Origin of the sequence: Microbacterium sp. STN6 (genome assembly GCF_026410545.1) — a bacterium.
Taxonomy (GTDB): domain Bacteria; phylum Actinomycetota; class Actinomycetes; order Actinomycetales; family Microbacteriaceae; genus Root112D2.
Map to the genome: position 1 here is coordinate 510,856 of NZ_JAPMIT010000003.1, position 17,813 is coordinate 528,668.

Consider the following 17,813-nt stretch of genomic DNA (forward strand, 5'->3'; position numbering starts at 1 on the left):
GGTCTGGCTACCCGAGCGCTACCCTCAGGTCTTCGAGAACGAGGCCGAGCTCCACGTCGGTGCAGGCGCCGTAGCCGATGACGATGCCGTCGCGCGGGGCCGGCCCGTCGCATCCGTAGTACTCATCGAGGTCTGCGCACAGAACCGAGCGGCGTGCGAGCGCGGCCCGCACGGCGACACCGCGCTCGTCGGCCAATGGCCAGGAGATCACCGCGTGCAGGCCGCCGTCCAGCGCGTCGAGCGCCACGGCACCGCCCGAAGCGGCCGCCACGGGCTCGAGCGCGTGCACGATGAGCCGCCGCCGATGCGCGTACTGGCGGCGCGCGCGCGCGAGGTGACGACGCAGTGCACCGCTGGCCATATAGCGGGCGAGCGCATCCTGAACCATGCCAGGCACCGTGGAGCCGAGCTCGGTGCGAACCGCGAGAAGCTCGTCGCGCAGCCGCCCGTTCGTCGTCACGATGTAGCCGAGACGCAGCCAGGGGCTCAGCACCTTCGAGAAGCTGCCGACATGCAGCACGCGGCCCGAGCGGTCGAGCGACGCCATCGCCGGCAGCACACTCGCGCCGTGCCGGAACTCGCTGTCGTAGTCGTCCTCAATGACCAGGGCGTCGCGCGCCTCGGCCCACTCGAGCAGCTCCAGGCGCCGAGAGACGTCGAGCCTGCCGCCGAGGGGAAACTGGTGGCTCGGCGTCACGAGCGCCGCATCGATGCGCCCCGCGCCGTGCAGGGCGGCGAGGTCCATGCCGCCGTCGACCACCGGGATCGGCACGCGCTCGGCCCCCGCCGCCACGAGTGTGCGCCGGCCGCCGCGGTGACCCGGCAACTCGCACGCGATGCGCGGCGCCCCGCCGAGGCTGCCCGCAAGCGTGAGGGTCAGCAGCGCGAGCGCATCCCTCGTGCCGGCCACGACGATCACGTCATCGGCGCCGCATTCGATGCCGCGCGAGGGGCGCAGGTGCCTCGCGATCTGCTCCCGAAGCTGCGGCAGACCGGATGCCGGTGGCTCGTCCCCCGGCAGGGCGCTCGCCAACGCGCCGCGCCACGCCGCCGCCCACTCGCGGTGCGGGAACGAGCGCGTCGAAGGGTGGCCGGGGCTCAGGTTGATGGAGGCCCCGGCGGCCGAGGCGTCCGGGGCGCTCGCGGGCGCGGGTGCGGGAGTGGGAGCGGGCGACGCGGCGACGTACAGCACGGAGGCGGTCGGAACAGCACCCGCCGGAACCGCCGCGACGAACGTGCCGGCGCCCGGCCTGACCTCGGCGTACCCCTCGCCCGCCAGGTCGTCGTACGCCGCAACGACCGTGCCGCGTGCCACGCCGAGCGACGCCGCAAGGGCCCGGCTTGAGGGCAGCGCGTCGCCCGCGCGCACCCGGCCGCCCAGGATCGCCCGACGCAGCTCGTCCGCCAGGCGCGTTCGCGTGTTCCCGCGCGGCACGTCGTGCATCGAGAGGGCGAGGTCGCTCGGCCGCGTGATGCGCATGATTCATCGTGGCAGACTGCCGGATGGGAGGTCACATGAAACCGCTGACGGAAGCCGACATCCGCTCATCGTTCGTCAACGCGACGCCCGAGCAGCTGCACCGGCTGCCGATACCGGGGCTGCACGAGACCATCTGGAACGAGCGCGAGTTTCTCGGATGGCGCGACCCGGCGGCCGCACACCTCGGCTACATCGTGCACTGGATGGACGACCGACCGACCGGCATCGTCTTACGCGCACCGAACGGGTCGCTTCGAACGGGAATCTCGGCGATGTGCTCGCTGTGCCACTCCTCGCAGCCGGCGACGCAGGTGAAGCTGTTCACGGCGCCACGCGCAGGCGAGGCGGGGCGAAATGGCAACAGTATCGGCTCATACATTTGCGAGGATCTCGCGTGCCCGCTGCTCATCCGAATCACGCCTCCGCGCGCCGACCAGCGCGAGTTCATCGAGGCGCGGTCGGCGGGGCTGCTGCGCCGGGTGCAGAACTTCACCGCCGACGTGATGCGGGCGCCGTGAAGGGGCGTCGACCAGGAGCGGATTGAGGAGCGGCCGTAGGCTGCGTCTCGAAAACGCGTGGCGCGGCAGGGTTTCGAGACGACGCTTCGCGTCTCCTCAACCCACATAGGGCAGTTCTTCGACGTCGCGTGTGTTACACCCGTTGCGTGACGAGCCGCCACAGGTACTCGATGCCGGCCGCCATGTCGATCGAGGGGTCAAGCATCCATTGGGTCTGCAGTCCGTCTGCCGCCGCCAACAGCAGGGCCGAGATCTGTTCGGGGTCGAGGGAGGCGTCGACCGCGCCGGCCGCCTGCTCGTGCCGCACGAGTTCGGCGAACGAGTGCCGAATGGTGGCGTACCGCTCCACAAAATATGAGTGCGACGGATGCTCGGGCTCGCTCGCTTCTGTCGAAAGCTGTGCGTACAGCTGCACCAGCCCCGGCACCTCGGCGTTGTGCCGGATCAGGGCGAGGAACGCGTCGATGCGCTCCGCGCCGGGCAGATCGAAGCTGGCGGCGTCGCGCTCGTCTCTCTTGCGCAGGATCTCGTGGAACAGCTCCTCCTTCGAGCTGAAGTAGTGCAGCAGGCCGGCCTGGCTGAGCCCGACCGCCTCGGCGAGCTCGCGCACCGAGGTGCGCCGGTAGCCGTTTCGCGCGATCACGTCGAGCGCGGTCGTGAGAATCTCCTCGCGCTTCGCGACGCCCTTCGCGTACGAACCCCTCGCTGCCATACCTGAATGCTACGGAACACCGTTTGCCATTCAAAACCGAGCGTTATAAGGTTTTGCCAGACGCGAAGGAGAGTCATGACCGACACGACCAGCCCAACGGCATCCGCTGCCCTGTTCTTGAACGCGACGCCCGAGGAGGTTGTGGCCGGCCTCACGCTCGAAGAGAAGGCGTCGCTCACAAGCGGCGCGAGCTTCTGGACGACGAAGGCGGTCGAGCGCGCCGGCGTTCCGGCGATCATGCTCACCGACGGGCCGCACGGCGTGCGCAAGCAGCGCGAGGGCAGCGACCACCTGGGCATCGGCGACAGCGTTCCCGCCACGTGCTTCCCGCCCGCCGTCGCGCTCGGCTCGTCGTTCGACGCCGAATTGCTCGAGCGCGTCGGCGCGGCCCTCGGCGAGGAATCGCAGGCCGAGGGTGTCGCGGTGCTGCTTGGCCCCGGCATCAACATCAAGCGCTCGCCGCTGTGCGGGCGCAACTTCGAGTACCTCTCGGAAGACCCGCTCGTGTCTGGCGTGCTCGGCTCGGCTCTCGTGCGCGGGCTGCAGTCGCAGGGCGTCGGCGCCTCGCTCAAGCACTTCGCCGCCAACAACCAGGAGAACGACCGCATGCGCGTCTCCGCCGATATTGACCCGCGGCCGCTGCGCGAGATCTACCTGCGCGGCTTCCAGCGCGTCGTCGAGGAGGCGCAGCCCTGGACCGTGATGTGCTCGTACAACAGGATCAACGGCGTCTACGCGAGCGAGAACCCGTGGCTGCTTACGAGCGTTCTGCGAGACGAGTGGGGCTTCGAGGGGCTCGTCGTCTCCGACTGGGGCGCCGTGAACGACCGCGTCGCCGGCCTGGTCGCCGGGCTCGACCTCGAGATGCCCGCCAGTTCGGGCAGAACGGATGCCGAGGTCGTGGCTGCCGTTCGTTCGGGGGTTCTCGACGAGGGGGTGCTCGACGTCGCGGCGGGCCGCTCCGTCGCGCTGGCGCAGAGAGCGGCGCGCGCCGCGCGCGCGGGGGCCTCGTACAACCCCGACGCGCATCATGCGCTCGCGCGGGAGGCCGCCGCGGCATCCGTGGTTGTGCTGAAGAACGAGGGCGGTGTGCTGCCGCTGGCACCCACGTCGTCGCTCGCCGTCATCGGCGAGCTGGCGCGCACGCCGCGGTACCAGGGGGCCGGCTCGTCGCTCATCAACCCGACGAGGCTCGACAACGCGCTCGAGGAGATCCGCGCGCGGGCCGCGGGCGATGCCGAGGTCGTGTTCGCGGCGGGGTATGGCGAGGGCGGCGCGCCTGGCGAGGGCGGCGCGCACAGCGACGGCGGCGCGCCTGGCGAAGGCGCTGACGAGCTGGTCGCCGAGGCCGTCGCGGCCGCGCGCGGAGCCGAGACCGTGCTGCTGTTCCTGGGCGTGCCGGCCGAGCTCGAGTCGGAGGGCTTCGATCGCGACGACATCGAGCTGCCCGCCGACCAGCTGGCGCTCGCCGACGCCGTCATCGCCGCGAACCACCGCACCGTGGTGGTGCTCTCGAACGGCGGTGTCGTGCGTGTCGCGCCGTTCGCCGAGCGGGTGCCCGCCATCATCGAGGGCTGGCTGCTCGGCCAGGCCGGCGGAGGCGCCATCGCCGACGTGCTCTACGGCGACGTGAACCCGTCGGGCCGCCTCGCCGAGACGATCCCGGTGCGCCTCGCCGACAGCCCCGCCTACCTCGACTTCCCGGGCGAGCACGGCCACGTGCGGTACGGCGAGGGGCTGTTCGTGGGGTACCGCTGGTACGACGCGCGCGAGGCCCGGGTCTCGTACCCGTTCGGGCACGGCCTGTCGTACACGACGTTCGAGTACTCGAACGCGCGTGTCGAAGCGGATGCCTCCGGTCTCGTCGTGCGCGTCACCGTCGCGAACACAGGCGGCCGCGATGGCGCCGAGGTGGTGCAGGTCTACACGAGCCTGCCTGTCTCGGCCGTGGCGCGGGCGCCGCGCGAGCTGAAGGGTTTCGCGAAGGTCGCGCTCGCCGCAGGCTCCTCGCGCGAGGTCGAGATCCGCGTGCGTCGCGAGGACCTCGCGATCTGGGATACCCGCATCGACGGCTGGGCGGTTGAAGCGGGTGAATACAGGGTCGAGGTTGCGGCGTCGAGCCGCGACATCCGTCACACGCTCTCTGTGGACGTCAGCGGCGACGACGTGCTCGTGCCGCTCACGGCCGATTCGTCAATCGGTGAAGTGCTCGCGCACCCCGTGGCAGGGCCGATGGTTCAGCAGGCGCTTGCCGCGGGTGGCGACGGCGCCGCGAGTGGGCTGCTTGCCGACCCGGCGATGTTCAGGATGCTGGCGTCGTTCCCGATCGGCCGGCTCGCGTCGTTCCCGGGTATGCCGTTCGGGCCGGAGCAGGTGGAGCAGCTGCTCGCCGCCGCAAACGCGCCGCGGTAGTCGCTCGGCACGATGCAGGCCGAGCGCATTACAGTGAGCGCGAGGCGATTCGGCCAGTGATGGGGGTGGCGATGGGCGAGCAGAAACGCCTTCTCCTTGTCGAGGACGACCCTCAGCTCGGCCCGATCATCGCCGACGTGCTCTCGGAGACCTACGAGACGACGCTGTGCACCGACGGCATGGACGGCCTGAATGCCGCGCGGCTGGAGGACTTCGACGTGCTCGTCGTCGACCGACGGCTGCCCTCTCTCGATGGCACCGAGCTCGTGCGCACGCTGCGCGTCGAGCGGTTCAGCGCGCCGATCCTCATGCTGACCGCGCTCGGAACGACCGGCGACAAGGTCGAGGGGCTGGATGCCGGCGCAAACGACTACCTCGTCAAGCCGTTCGACTTCGACGAGCTGCTCGCCAGGCTGCGCGCCCTGACGCGCGTCTTCAACCCTGAGTGCCCGCAACTCAGCGTGGGCGAGTGGGCGTTCTTCCCCGAGGAGAACTGCATCCGTTCGCCGCATATCGGTCGCATTCTGCTCACGCCGCGCGAATCGCAGCTGCTTCGCCTTTTCGCCGAGAACCCGGAGCGCACCTTCAGCAGGCATCAGATTCTGCACGGCGTGTTCAGCCCTGACGACACGCCGGGCACCGTCGACACCTACGTGCACTACCTGAGGCGTAAGACGGACAAGGACGTGGTGCTCACCGTGCGCGGGCGCGGCTATCGATTGGGGCAGCTGTGAAGCGAGAGTCGGGCCGACCGATCGACAGCGATGCGGCATCCGTTCGCCGCGCCTCCCTCGCCGTCGGCTGGCAGATTGCGCTGGCCGCCGCCGCAATCGTGGTGGTCGTGGTGGTCGCGGCCGTCGGCTACGTCGTGTACCAGTCGCGGCCGCAGGAGCTGCTCGAGACTCCGCCGCCGGGCGAGACGCGCATCTACGTCGCGGCCGACAAGGTGCTCGTCGTGCTCGCGATCATCGGCGCGATCGCGATCGTGCTGGCCGGGCTCATCAGCTGGGTAATCGCCCGGCGGGCGGTTCGACCGTTGGGGGAGGCCCTGCGCATCCAACGCTCCTTCGTGGCCGACGCTGGGCATGAACTCCGCACGCCGCTGGCGGTGCTCGATGCGCGCATCCAGATGCTGCAGCGCAGACTGCCGCGCGACCTCGACACGTCGATCGGCCTCGACATCAGCGGCGACCTCGTCGCGATCAGGCAGGACACGGGGGCACTCATCGACGTGGTCGCCGATCTGCTGCTCATCGCCGCGGGCGAGCAGGCGCCGGCCGATGCGCCGCCGACCCGGCTGGGCCCGCTCGTTGCCCAGACCGCCGAATCCATGCAGCTCATCGCCTCGCCGCGTCACGTCACGATCACGGTGAGCATGACCGGGGATGCGCTCACTCCCGTTCCCGAGACGAGCCTGCGCCGGTGTCTGGTCGCGCTCCTCGACAACGCGATCGCGCACTCGCCCGAGCACGAGGCCGTCACGGTGGAGGTCACGAACCGCGGCCGCACCCTCGAGCTGGTCGTCACCGACCGCGGCCCGGGCATCCACGGGATCGAGCCCGCCCGCATCTTCGACCGGTTCGCGCACTCGGACCCGACCGGTTCCACCACCGAACGGCGCTCCGGCTTCGGCATCGGCCTCTCGCTCGTGCGCGACATCGCCGTGCGGCATTCCGGCCGGGTCGAGATTCGACAGACCTCGTCGTTCGGCACCAGCATCGCCCTCGTGCTGCCCCGGGTTCGCGCAGGCGTTCCCGGCGACAACTCGGCCGGCGAGCCGTCTTAGAGCCGTCTTAGAGACCGGCCGTCAGGATCGAATCAGCGGGCCATTCGCCCCGCTGTTCCGATCCGAAAGCCGGGAGGTCACCGTGTTGCTCGACCTGCTGACGCTGCGCATCGACAAGAGCAGCTTCCTCGTGCCGCTGGACGTGCTCGCCGCCGTCCTGTGTGTGGTGCTGCTCGTGCGGCGGCCGGGCGGCCGCCTCATCCGCTCTCTCATTGCCTGTGCGCTCGGGGCGGCCATCGGCCTGCTCGTGTGCTGGCTCGTCACCGACGTATGGAACGTGTTCGGACTGCCGTTGACGCAGATCACGTGGATGTGGGCGACCCTCGCGTTCGCCGGTATCGCTCTGGCGCTGGCGAATCTCAGGGGTAGTCGGCCGTGGCGCAAGGTGGTCGCCATCGTCTCGATCGCCGTCTTCGCCCTCACGGCAGCGGCGGGGATCAACGTGGACTTCGGTGCGTATCGGAACCTTAAGGATGCGCTTGGCCTCACCCCGTACCCGGCCATGAGCGCCGCGTACCTGCACGGTCACGAGTCTGCGATGGCGCCGGCGCTGGGCGCCACGTGGCAGCCGCCGAGCGGCATGCCGTCGAAGGGCAGGGTCGGCACGGTGCGCATTCCGGCCACGAAATCGGGGTTCGGCGCGAGGATCGCCTCGGTGTATCTGCCGCCGGCGGCCCTCGTCGCCTCGCCGCCCGCGCTGCCGGTCGCGGTGCTGTTCTCCGGCCAGCCGGGCGCCCCCTCCGACGTCTTCACCGCGGGGCGCGTCGCCCAGATGCTGAACGCGTACGCCCACGCGCACAAGGGGTTGGCCCCGATCGTCGTGGCGCCCGACCAGCTCGGCCGGCCAGACAAGAACCCCATGTGCGTCGACTCCCCGCTGGGAAAATCGGCGACGTACCTGCTCGTCGACGTGCCGAACTGGATCAGGAGCCACCTGAACGTCGCCGCCGACCCCCGCTACTGGGCCGTCGGCGGCTACTCGCAGGGCGGAACCTGCTCGATCCAGTTCGGCGCGGGCCACCCCGACCTGTTCCGCTCGATCATCGACATCTCGGGTGAAGAGGCGCCGACGATCGGCCCGTCGACCGTGCGCGAGGCGTTCGGCGGTTCTGCCGCCGCGTACAAGAAGATCACGCCGCTCGCCCTGCTCGCCGCGCACCGGCCGTACCCCGACACGCTCGCCATCTTCGGTGTGGGTGCGAACGACGCCAAATACAACAGAATCGAGCACACCATGGTGACGGCCGCCCACGCCGCGGGCATGACCACCCGCTTCATCGAGTCGCCGAACACCGCGCACGACTGGAACACGGTGCGCTACGTGCTGAAGCGGGCGCTGCCACAGGTGGCAGACTCCATGGGCCTCGGCGGATGAGGCGGGAATCATGATCGTGATCAAGACTCTTCGCGCCCGGCCGTTCACGTTCGCGCTCGCCGCCGTGATCGCGGTGCTGGCGCTGGTGACCGGGCCTCTGCACGGGCCGCGGCCCGGCATCCGCTTCATGGTAGGAACCGGCTACGAGCCTGTCGTCGAGCAGGGGCACTGGTGGACCCTGCTCGTCTCCTCGTTCTTCTCGCAGAACCTGCTCGAGCTGGTCGTGGCACTCGTGCTGGTGGTGGTTCTTGTCGGGGTCGCCGAGAATCTGATGGGCACGTGGCGCACCGCCCTGGCATTCGCGTTGACGACGGTGGGCGGCACGCTGGTCGGCATCGCCGTGCAGGCGATCGCCCTGGGGGTGGGCGAGCTGTGGTCGAGGGACGTGGTCGAGCTGGTGACGCTCGACCCGTTCACGGGCATCGCGGGCGTGATCATGGCCGCCAGCGGGTCGGCCAGCGCCCTCTGGCGGCGACGCATCCGCTGGCTGACGATGCTCGCCACGCTTGTGCTGCTGCTGTATTCCGGCCAGCCGTCTGACCTATACCGGCTCATGGCCGCCGTTCTCGGGCTCGCCCTCGGAGCGTTGCTGAGCGTCGGCAAGCACATCGAGGTGTGGCGGCGCAGTTCGCACCACGAGGTGCGCGTGCTCATGGCGTCGATGCTCGCGATCACCGCGATCGGCCCGGCCATCGTGCTCTACACCGGCACGCGCTTCGGGCCGCTCGCCCCCATCGCCATGCTGCTGGGCAACGATGTGCCCGACCCGGGTCAGACTCTCGCCCGCTGCCAGGTGCTCGACGTGACGCGACACTGCCTGCGCGAGCTGACGCTCGAACGCATCAGCAGCCCGGGGCCGGTGATCGTGTCGATCCTGCCTCTGCTGGTGCTGCTCCTCGTCGCATACGGGCTTCTGAGGGGCCGGCGGTTCGCGCTGGGCCTCGCGGTGGCGATCAACGCGTTCTTCGCCGTGATCGGCGCGTACTACTTCGGCCTGCTGCCCATCGCCGGAACCCGCTACGTGCCGCGGTTCCGCGGCCACGTCTCGTGGGAGGCGGCCTTCGCGCTGCTCGTCTCGGTGCTGCTGCCCGCCGCCATCGCGATCGCGCTGCTGGTGCTGCGCCGCAACTTCCCCATTCGTGCCTCCCGCGCCAGCGTGACCCGTTACATCTGGGTCGTGGCGGTGTCCGCGATCGTGCTGGCATTGCTCTACCTCGGAGTCGGCGCGCTCATGGCGCACACCGGGTTCAGCAGGCCGGTCGGGTTCGGCGAGCTCGTGAACGATGTCGCGGAGCGGTTCATCCCTGTCTCGTTCCTGCACCATAAGGCGATCGCGTTTCTGCCGACGCAGCCGGCAACGATGCTCGTGTATCACGGCGTCGGCCCGGCGTTCTGGCTGATCGTTCTGCTGGCCGCGGTGCGGCCCACCCTCGGCAACCTGCGTCGGGAGCAGACGGGCAATGAGGCGCACGTGCGCGACCTGCTCGAGGAGGGCGGGGGAGACTCGTTCTCGTTCATGGCGACGTGGCCGGGCAACTCGTACTGGTTCGATCCCGTGCAGCGCTTCGCGATCGCGTACCGGGTCGTTGGCCGCGTGGCGATCACCACCGGCGGGCCGTTCGGTTGTCGTGAGGCCAAGGGCGGAGCCATCCGCCGGTTCGCGCGATACTGCGACGACCAGGGCTGGCTGCCGGTGTTCTACAGCGTCGACGGCGGCCTCACCCCCGTCTTCTCGGCGATGGGCTGGAGCACGATGACGGTCGCCGAGGAGACGGTGATCCACCCGCAGGACTGGCGCACCACCGGCAAGAAGTGGCAAGACGTTCGCACCGCCATCAATCGGGCGCAGCGCGCGGGCATCACGGCCGTCTGGACGGATTGGGATTCACTGCCCGTGACGATCGCCGCGCAGGTGACCGAGATATCAGAGCAGTGGGTCGCCGAGAGGGGACTGCCCGAGATGGGGTTCACGCTCGGCAGCGTCGACGAACTGCGCGACCCGGCCGTGCGCCTCATGCTCGCGATCGACGAATCCGAGCGCGTCGAGGCGGTCACGAGCTGGCTGCCCAGCTATCAGCGCGGCGAGGTCGTCGGCTGGACCCTCGACTTCATGCGCCGGCGGCCGGGCGGCGCCAACGGCGTCATGGAGTTCCTCATCGCCGAGGCCGCGACGCGGATGCGCGACGACGACATCGACGTCATGTCGCTCTCGGCCGCGCCTCTCGCGCACACCGTGGTCGACCAGGCCGCGCGCTCGCGAATCGACCGCCTGCTCGGGTTCATCAGCACCTCGCTTGAGCCCGTCTACGGGTTCCGCTCGCTCCTCGCCTTCAAGCGCAAGTTCCAGCCTGAGCTGCACGAGCTGATCATGGCCTACCCTGACCCCACGACGTTGCCCGAGATCGGCCTCGCCCTGACCCGGGCCTACCTGCCCGACCTGACGATGCGCCGCGTGGCGCAGCTGATCCTGACTTAAGCGAAAGAGCACGAGATGACGACCGGATCCCACCCCACCGACGACGACCCCGCGGCCGTGCTGCTGCAGCGCCCGCGCCGCATCGACCCGATCCGCCCGCTCTCCCGCCCGCTTCTCACCGGCGGCCTCGGGGTTGCCGGCCTGCTTCTCGTCGTCATCGCCGGCCTCGTGCTCGCCCACGCGCCGGGGTGGAGCTCGAGAGAGCTCGTCGTGCTGCAATGGCTGAGCGGGCACCACGCGCCCGCCCTCGACGGCATCGCGCTGGGCATCGCCTGGCTCTTCTCGCCGCCGTTGGCCGCGACAATCACGGTGCTCGGCGGCGGCGTGGTCGTCATCGTCACCAGAAACCTGTGGCGAACGGTCACGTTCATGCTGATCGTCGCCGCCTCATGGGGCGGCAGTGAAGTGGTGAAGTGGATCGCGCAGCGACCGCGTCCGGACGGCAGCCTGCTCGCGCATCCGCTCGCCGTCGAGCACTCGCTGAGCTACCCGAGCGGGCATACGTGCTTCGCTGCGGCGCTCGCCATTGCGGTCGTGTTCACGCTGCGCGACAGCCGCTGGCGCACCCTCGCCGTGGTGCTCGGCTGCGTGGTCGTCGTCGCGACCGCCGTCTCCCGGCTCTACATCGGCGTGCACTTTCCCACCGATGTCAGCGCCTCCCTCGTGTATGCGGTGTCGGCGGCGGCTGTACTGCTCGTGCTGTGGCTGAACCTGTTCGTGCCGCGCTATCGGGCGTTCCGGGCGGCTCGCGCGGTACCCGTGGCGAGCGGCGACTGACGGGGAGCCCGCGAAACCTAAGCCACGGTGCGCGTAGTGGAATAGGATGGATTCGGGTAAAGTTGAGCCTTGTAGACTCAAGTTTGTAGACACGCAGGAAGGGACACGCATGGCCAACATGCAGGGCGCTCCCGCTACCGACGAGAAGCAGAAGAGCGCGCTCGAACAGTTCGGCATCAACCTCACCGAGATCGCGAAGCAGGGCAAGCTCGACCCCGTGATCGGTCGCGACGCCGAGATCCGCCGCGTCAGCCAGGTGCTGACCCGGCGCACCAAGAACAACCCGGTGCTCATCGGCGAGCCTGGCGTGGGCAAGACCGCCGTGGTCGAGGGCCTCGCCCAGCGCATCGTCGCGGGCGATGTCGCCGACTCGCTGAAGGGCAAGCAACTCGTCAGCCTCGACCTCTCGGCGCTCGTGGCGGGCGCCATGTACCGCGGCCAGTTCGAGGAGCGGCTGAAGAGCGTTCTGAAGGAGATCAACGACTCCAACGGCGAGATCATCACGTTCATCGACGAGCTGCACACGCTCATGGGTGCAGGCGGCGGCGAAGGCTCGGTGGCGGCATCCAACATGCTCAAGCCCATGCTCGCGCGCGGCGAGCTGCGTCTCATCGGCGCGACCACCCTCAACGAGTACCGCGAATACATTGAGAAGGATGCCGCGCTGGAACGCCGCTTCCAGCAGGTCTACGTCGGCGAGCCCTCTGTGGAAGACACGATCGCCATTCTGCGCGGGCTCAAGGAACGGTACGAGGCGCACCACAAGGTGGCGATCGCCGACGCCGCGCTCGTCGCCGCGGCATCCCTGAGCCATCGCTACATTCCCGCTCGGCAGCTGCCAGACAAGGCCATCGACCTCATCGACGAGGCGGCGAGCCGGCTGCGCATGGAGATCGACTCCGCGCCGGTTGAGATCGATGAGCTGCGCCGCAGCGTCGACCGGCTGAAGATCGAAGAGATCGCGCTGAAGAAGGAGAAGGACGACGCGTCGATGGAGCGCCTCGAGAAGCTGCGCGAAGACCTGCTCGAGCGCGAGGAGCGCCTGGCCGAGCTGCAGCAGCGCTGGGAGGCCGAGCGATCGTCGCTGAACCGCGTCGGCGAGCTGAAGACCCAGCTCGACGACGCGCGCATGCAACGAGACCGGGCCATGCGCGACGCGAACTACCAGGAGGTGTCGCGGCTCGAGTACGAGGTGATCGCGCGCCTGCAGAAGGAGCTCGAGGCCGCGCAGCGCGCCGAAGACGACCCGAGTGCCGACCGCATGGTCAACGACCAGGTGACGGCAGAGGACATCGCCGAGGTCATCGCGTCGTGGACCGGCATCCCCGTCGGCCGTCTGCTGCAGGGCGAGACGGAGAAGCTGCTGCACCTCGAGAGCGAGCTCGGCAAGCGTCTCATCGGCCAGAAGGATGCGGTGCGTGCCGTGGCCGAGGCCGTTCGGCGCACGCGCGCCGGCATCGCTGACCCCGACCGGCCGACCGGCTCGTTCCTGTTCCTCGGGCCCACCGGCGTGGGCAAGACCGAGCTGGCCAGGGCGCTCGCCGAGTTCCTGTTCGACGACGAGAAGGCCATGATCCGCATCGATATGAGCGAGTACGGCGAGAAGTTCTCCGTGTCGCGGCTCGTCGGCGCTCCCCCCGGCTACGTGGGCTACGACCAGGGCGGCCAGCTGACCGAGGCCGTGCGCCGGCGGCCGTATTCGGTCGTGCTCTTCGACGAGGTCGAGAAGGCGCACCCCGAGGTGTTTGACATTCTGCTGCAGGTGCTCGACGACGGCCGACTCACCGACGGGCAGGGCCGCACGGTCGACTTCCGCAACACCATCCTCATTCTCACCTCGAACCTGGGCTCGCAGTTCCTCGTCGACCCGTCGCTCAGCGGCGACCAGAAGCGCGACGCCGTCATGCAGCTCGTGCGCCAGTCGTTCAAGCCCGAGTTCGTGAACCGGCTCGACGACATCGTCGTGTTCCAGGCCCTCACCCGGCAGGAACTCGGTGAGATCGTCGAACTCTACGTCGACCGGCTGCAGCGCCGGCTCGAGAACCGCAGGCTCGAACTCGCCGTCACACCGGATGCGCGAGCATGGCTCGCGGAACGCGGCTACGACCCGATCTACGGTGCACGCCCGCTGCGCAGGCTCATGCAGCACGAGATCGACGACCGGCTCGCGACCGCGCTGCTCGCCGGCGAGATTCGCGACGGCGACACCGCGCGCGTCGACCTGGCCGCCGACGGCGAGAGCCTGACGGTCGCCGCCGGCTGAGCGTAGCCTCGGGCGCATGGCCGTGGCAGTGCGCCGCACGCTCGCAGGGTGGGCGGGCGATATCGCGAACCGGGCGCAGCTGCTGATGGCGGCGAAGACCGCTGTCGCTGCCAGCATCGCCTGGGTTCTGGCGCCGCTCGTGCCCTTCGCGGCCGACGAGTATTCGTACTACGCGCCGCTCGGCGTGGTGATCAGCATGTACCCGACGCTGATCAGGTCGCTGCGTTCCGGGCTGCAGGCGGTGGTCGGCCTCGCGTGCGGCATCGCTCTCGGCTTCGGCGGACTGGCCGTCGACGGCCCTCGCTGGCTCACGATCGCGCTGGTTCTGGGCGTGGGCACCATGCTTTCGGGGCTGCGCGTGCTTGGGATCGGCCGAAGCTGGGTTCCCATCACGGCGCTCTTTGTTCTGCTGATCGGCGGCGGTCACGGCGCCGAGACGTACTCGATGAGTTATCTGGTCGACATGGGCTTCGGCGTCATCGTCGGGGTCGCCGTCAACCTGATCGTCTTCCCGCCGCTCTACCTCAAGAAGGCCTCCGATCGGCTCAATGACCTGCGCGACCTCGTGGCAACAGACCTGCGCGGCATGGCCGACGCCGTTGAAGCGCACCGCGACGACGACCCCAGAGACGTTCTCGAGCACCTCGAGAAGACGGCTGCGAACGTGCGAGAGGAGGTGCGGCAGGCCACCGAGAGCCGCAAGGTGAACCCGCGAGGCAGGAGCCGAGGCGGCCTCGACGACGAGAACTATCGCCGGCTACGCGCCCTGCAGCGCACCGTCTTCTACGTGCGTGACCTCGCCGACGTGCTGGCCACGCTGCGCGACGACGAGACGGGCGAGAGCATGACCGAGAACGCCAGGCACGACCTCGTGCGGGCACTGCGCAACGTCGGCGATCTGGTTGCGGCGCCCAACGAATCGGTCGCGGCCCGCGTGCGGCTTGCCGACGCGGACGCCGCCCTCGAGGCCGCCATGCACTCGTTCGATGACCACAGCGAGGGCCCGCCATCCGCTGCCGCGGTGAAGCTCACGGTGACGGTGTGCCTGCGGCGCATCATCGAGGCGTCGCGGCCCTTCGTTTCCGAACCGCCGCGATGATGCCCGTGATCACCATGTAGAGGGCGTAGCAGAACAGCAGCCCCGCCACGATGGGCACCACGATGATGCGCTGTTCGCCGGTGAGCGCGCTGTTCACGTAGCCGAGCAGCGGCACGCTGTACCAGAGCACACCGCGCACCTGCTGCTGCACCACCTCGGGGTCGGCCGCGTCGTTGTTGTCGCCCTTGGTGATGAAGGTGAATGTGCCGTCGCTTCGCGAGCGCACCTCGATGACCCGGTGCGAGATGACAGCGGGCTCCCCCGACTTGATCTGGTAGGTCATGACGTCGCCCACGTGAATCTTCGACGGCGCCACCGGCTTCGAGACGATGAGCGTGCCGGGGGGCAGCGTTGGCTCCATCGAGCTCGTCAGCACGGTCATGGGGGTGGCGCCCGCGACCTTCGGTATCACGATCACGATGGCCGCGAGCAGCACGATGAGGCCGAGGAAGCCCGCGCTCAGCCCCGTCGCGATGGCGCGCCAGACCTCGCGCGTCTGCCGTGCCCGGCGGGATCGTCTGCGTGGTCGCACCTCGGTCGTCATGCTTCCTCCTTCGGTGAGCACGTCTCGGGCTTGGGCGGGTGCTCGGGCTTAGGCGAGCACCTCACGGATCGCGGCCACGAAGGCGTCGACGTCACCCTCCATGGTGTCCCATGAACACATCCACCGAACCTCCCCCAAAGAGGCGTCCCAGTCGTAGAAGCGGAACCGCTCGCGCAGCCGATCCGCCGCCCCCTCTGGCAGCGTCGCGAACACGGCGTTCGACTCGGTGGGCTGTGTGAATTCCAGACCGCGGATGCTGCCTTCCGCGACCAGCTGCTCGAGCTGGCCTCGCAGCCGGGCCGCCATGTGGTTGGCCCGGCGCGCGGAACGCAGCCACAGGTCATCCGTCATGATGGCGATGAGCTGGGCCGAGAGAAAGCGCATCTTCGACGCGAGCTGCATGTCGATCTTGCGCAGGTAACCCAGACCATCGGATGCGTCGTGGTCGAGGACCACGACGGCCTCGCCGAAGAGCAGCCCGTTCTTCGTGCCGCCGAAGCTGAGCAGGTCGACGCCGGCGTCGCGCGTGAAGGCACGCAGCGGCGCCTCGAGCCACGCGCCGGCGTTGGCGAGCCGGGCGCCGTCCATGTGCAGGCGCATGCCCTTGCTGTGCACGTGGTCGGCGAGAGCGCGCACCTCCTCGGGCGTGTAGCAGGTGCCGAGCTCGGTGGTCTGGGTGATCGAGACGGCGAGCGGCTGCGCCCGGTGCTCCTCGCCCCAGCCCCACGCCTCGCGGTCGACGAGTTCGGGCGTGAGCTTGCCGTCTGGCGTCGGAACCGGCAGCAGCTTGAGGCCGCCCACCCGCTCGGGCGCCCCGTTCTCGTCGGTGTTGATGTGCGCGCTCGCCGCGCAGATCACGGCGCCCCAGCGCGGCACCATCGACTGCAGCGCCAGAACGTTTGCCCCGGTGCCGTTGAACACCGGATGCACGGCGACACCCTCGCCGAAGTGCTCCGCGAACACGTGCTGCAGCCGGGCTGTGTACGCATCCTCGCCGTAGGAGATCTGGTGGCCACCGTTCGCGGCCGCGATCGCGGCCAGCACCTCCGGGTGGGCTCCGGCGTAGTTGTCGCTGGCGAATGCCCGCCAGGATGCGTCATGCAGCTTCTCAGTCACGGGTAACAGTGTCTCACTGCCCGCGTATGGCAATATCGGGAAAGTGGCCCGCGTACTGACGATCTACCTCGCCTCGCGTGTCGTGACCACCGTGTTCCTCGCCGCCATGTTCCTCACGGCGACGGGTCTCGACTGGCCGTTCGCGAGCGTGCGGCACGACCCGAACTTCTTCACGTTCTCCGGCTCATGGGACAGCTCCTTCTATCGCCACATCGCGCTCGACGGCTACCCGCGGCAACTCCCGGTCGACGACAGCGGGCACGTGCAGCCGAACGCGTGGGCGTTTCTGCCGCTCTTCCCGCTCATCCTGCGCGGCGTCATGTCGGTCACGGGTCTCGACTTCTACCTCGTGGGCGTCGTCGTCGCGGCGATCTTCGGCGCGGCGGCCACGCTCGTGCTCTACCGCCTGGTCGCGAGCCGGGTGGGGGAGCGGCCCGCACTGTGGGCGGCGGCATTCTTCAGCTTCGGCCCGCTCTCGTTCGTGCTGCAGGTCGCCTACGCCGAGAGCCTGTTCCTTTTCCTCGTCTTCTGCGCGCTGTGGGCGATGACCGCCAAGCGCTACCTCACCATGATCCCGTTCGGCGTGCTCGCCGCCTTCACGCGCCCCGGCGCCCTCGCGCTCGCTCTCGCGCTGGCGATCGTTCTCGTCATCGGCCTCGTCAGACACGAGCGGATGCCGGTGGCCCGCCGCCTCGCCATGGTCGTCTCGGGAGTGGTGATCGCCGCCGCCGGCCTCGCGTGGCCGATCATCGCGTCGGCCGCCACCGGCCATCCGGGCGCGTACCTCGAGACCGAGATGTCGTGGTGGACGGGCTTCGTGGGCCGGCCACCGTTCGTTCCGCTGACGCCCTGGTTCGTGTTCACGTCTCGCTACGCCGGCGTCGCCGGCATCGCGCTCGTTCTCGTGGTGGTCTCCGCGTTCGCGTGGTGGCTGCGCCAGCGCGGCGTGCAGCGACTCGGCCGCGATATCGTGGCGTACTCGGGCAGCTACGGGCTCTACCTGTTCGCGGTGTTCCTGCCGCAGCAGAGCCTGTTCCGCGTGCTGATGCCCCTCGCGCCGCTCCTCGGCGACCCGTGGCTTTCAGCCACACGTGGTCGCCGCCGCATCCTGCTCGGCGCCGGCATCGCCCTGCAGCCCGTCGCCATCGTGCTGCTGTGGTTCCTGGGGTACCCGTGAGCCGCGCGCGATCCGTCACGTGCCATGCAGAACGTGCAGAATGTAACGGGCGTGCGCGCCCGCTCGCGCCGACGGAAC

General features: G+C 69.4%; 14 protein-coding genes. 10 read left to right on the plus strand and 4 right to left on the minus strand.

What is annotated here, in order from left to right; translation table 11 throughout:
* Positions 1 to 7 precede the first annotated feature (7 nt).
* Positions 8 to 1,480 carry a PLP-dependent aminotransferase family protein gene (locus tag OSC27_RS11520; protein WP_267181589.1) on the minus strand — a complete coding sequence of 491 codons (1,473 nt, stop codon included), beginning with the start codon at positions 1,478 to 1,480 and terminating at the stop codon, positions 8 to 10.
* 35 nt (positions 1,481 to 1,515) lie between these two features.
* Here OSC27_RS11520 and OSC27_RS11525 point away from each other — a divergent pair, with 35 nt between their 5' ends.
* Positions 1,516 to 1,998, plus strand: coding sequence for an FBP domain-containing protein (locus OSC27_RS11525; protein ID WP_267181590.1), 483 nt, complete (start codon positions 1,516 to 1,518; stop codon positions 1,996 to 1,998).
* Positions 1,999 to 2,131: 133 nt separating this feature from the next.
* On the opposite strand, the gene OSC27_RS11530 is transcribed toward OSC27_RS11525, so the two are convergent.
* Positions 2,132 to 2,710 (minus strand): TetR/AcrR family transcriptional regulator, encoded by a 579-nt coding sequence (locus tag OSC27_RS11530; RefSeq protein ID WP_267181591.1) that lies wholly within the window; start codon positions 2,708 to 2,710, stop codon positions 2,132 to 2,134.
* Positions 2,711 to 2,785: 75 nt separating this feature from the next.
* Between OSC27_RS11530 and OSC27_RS11535 the strand changes: the two genes are divergently transcribed.
* From OSC27_RS11535 to OSC27_RS11570, 8 genes are all read left to right on the plus strand, one after another.
* Complete coding sequence (locus tag OSC27_RS11535; RefSeq protein ID WP_267181592.1) at positions 2,786 to 5,122, plus strand: glycoside hydrolase family 3 C-terminal domain-containing protein; 2,337 nt, start codon at positions 2,786 to 2,788, stop codon at positions 5,120 to 5,122.
* A gap of 71 nt (positions 5,123 to 5,193) precedes the next feature.
* Complete coding sequence (locus OSC27_RS11540) at positions 5,194 to 5,856, plus strand: response regulator transcription factor (RefSeq protein ID WP_267181593.1); 663 nt, start codon at positions 5,194 to 5,196, stop codon at positions 5,854 to 5,856.
* The gene (locus OSC27_RS11545) at positions 5,853 to 6,908 is read left to right on the plus strand and encodes a sensor histidine kinase (RefSeq protein ID WP_267181594.1); all 1,056 of its coding nucleotides are present in this window, start codon (positions 5,853 to 5,855) and stop codon (positions 6,906 to 6,908) included. The genes OSC27_RS11540 and OSC27_RS11545 overlap by 4 nt, the downstream gene beginning before the upstream one ends.
* Before the next feature lie 82 nt (positions 6,909 to 6,990).
* Positions 6,991 to 8,283: an alpha/beta hydrolase gene (locus tag OSC27_RS11550; protein ID WP_267181595.1), complete on the plus strand. Its 1,293-nt coding sequence runs from the start codon at positions 6,991 to 6,993 to the stop codon at positions 8,281 to 8,283.
* A 10-nt stretch (positions 8,284 to 8,293) separates the two neighbouring features.
* Entirely contained in the window at positions 8,294 to 10,759 is a 2,466-nt protein-coding gene (locus tag OSC27_RS11555) for a bifunctional lysylphosphatidylglycerol flippase/synthetase MprF (protein WP_267181596.1), read from the plus strand.
* Between the two features lie 15 nt (positions 10,760 to 10,774).
* Positions 10,775 to 11,536: a phosphatase PAP2 family protein gene (locus tag OSC27_RS11560; RefSeq protein ID WP_267181597.1), complete on the plus strand. Its 762-nt coding sequence runs from the start codon at positions 10,775 to 10,777 to the stop codon at positions 11,534 to 11,536.
* A gap of 109 nt (positions 11,537 to 11,645) precedes the next feature.
* Positions 11,646 to 13,799, plus strand: a complete 2,154-nt coding sequence (locus tag OSC27_RS11565; protein ID WP_323374080.1) for an ATP-dependent Clp protease ATP-binding subunit — start codon at positions 11,646 to 11,648, stop codon at positions 13,797 to 13,799.
* A gap of 16 nt (positions 13,800 to 13,815) precedes the next feature.
* On the plus strand, positions 13,816 to 14,898 hold the full coding sequence (locus OSC27_RS11570) for an FUSC family protein (protein WP_267181598.1): 1,083 nt from the start codon (positions 13,816 to 13,818) through the stop codon (positions 14,896 to 14,898).
* On the opposite strand, the gene OSC27_RS11575 is transcribed toward OSC27_RS11570, so the two are convergent.
* Together OSC27_RS11575 and OSC27_RS11580 are read right to left on the minus strand one after the other, a co-directional pair.
* The gene (locus OSC27_RS11575) at positions 14,855 to 15,442 is read right to left on the minus strand and encodes a signal peptidase I (protein ID WP_267181599.1); all 588 of its coding nucleotides are present in this window, start codon (positions 15,440 to 15,442) and stop codon (positions 14,855 to 14,857) included. The genes OSC27_RS11570 and OSC27_RS11575 overlap by 44 nt on opposite strands.
* Positions 15,443 to 15,490: 48 nt before the next feature.
* The gene (locus OSC27_RS11580; RefSeq protein ID WP_267181600.1) at positions 15,491 to 16,558 is read right to left on the minus strand and encodes a threonine aldolase family protein; all 1,068 of its coding nucleotides are present in this window, start codon (positions 16,556 to 16,558) and stop codon (positions 15,491 to 15,493) included.
* A gap of 43 nt (positions 16,559 to 16,601) precedes the next feature.
* Here OSC27_RS11580 and OSC27_RS11585 point away from each other — a divergent pair, with 43 nt between their 5' ends.
* Positions 16,602 to 17,735 (plus strand): hypothetical protein, encoded by a 1,134-nt coding sequence (locus OSC27_RS11585; protein WP_267181601.1) that lies wholly within the window; start codon positions 16,602 to 16,604, stop codon positions 17,733 to 17,735.
* Positions 17,736 to 17,813: the final 78 nt, after the last annotated feature.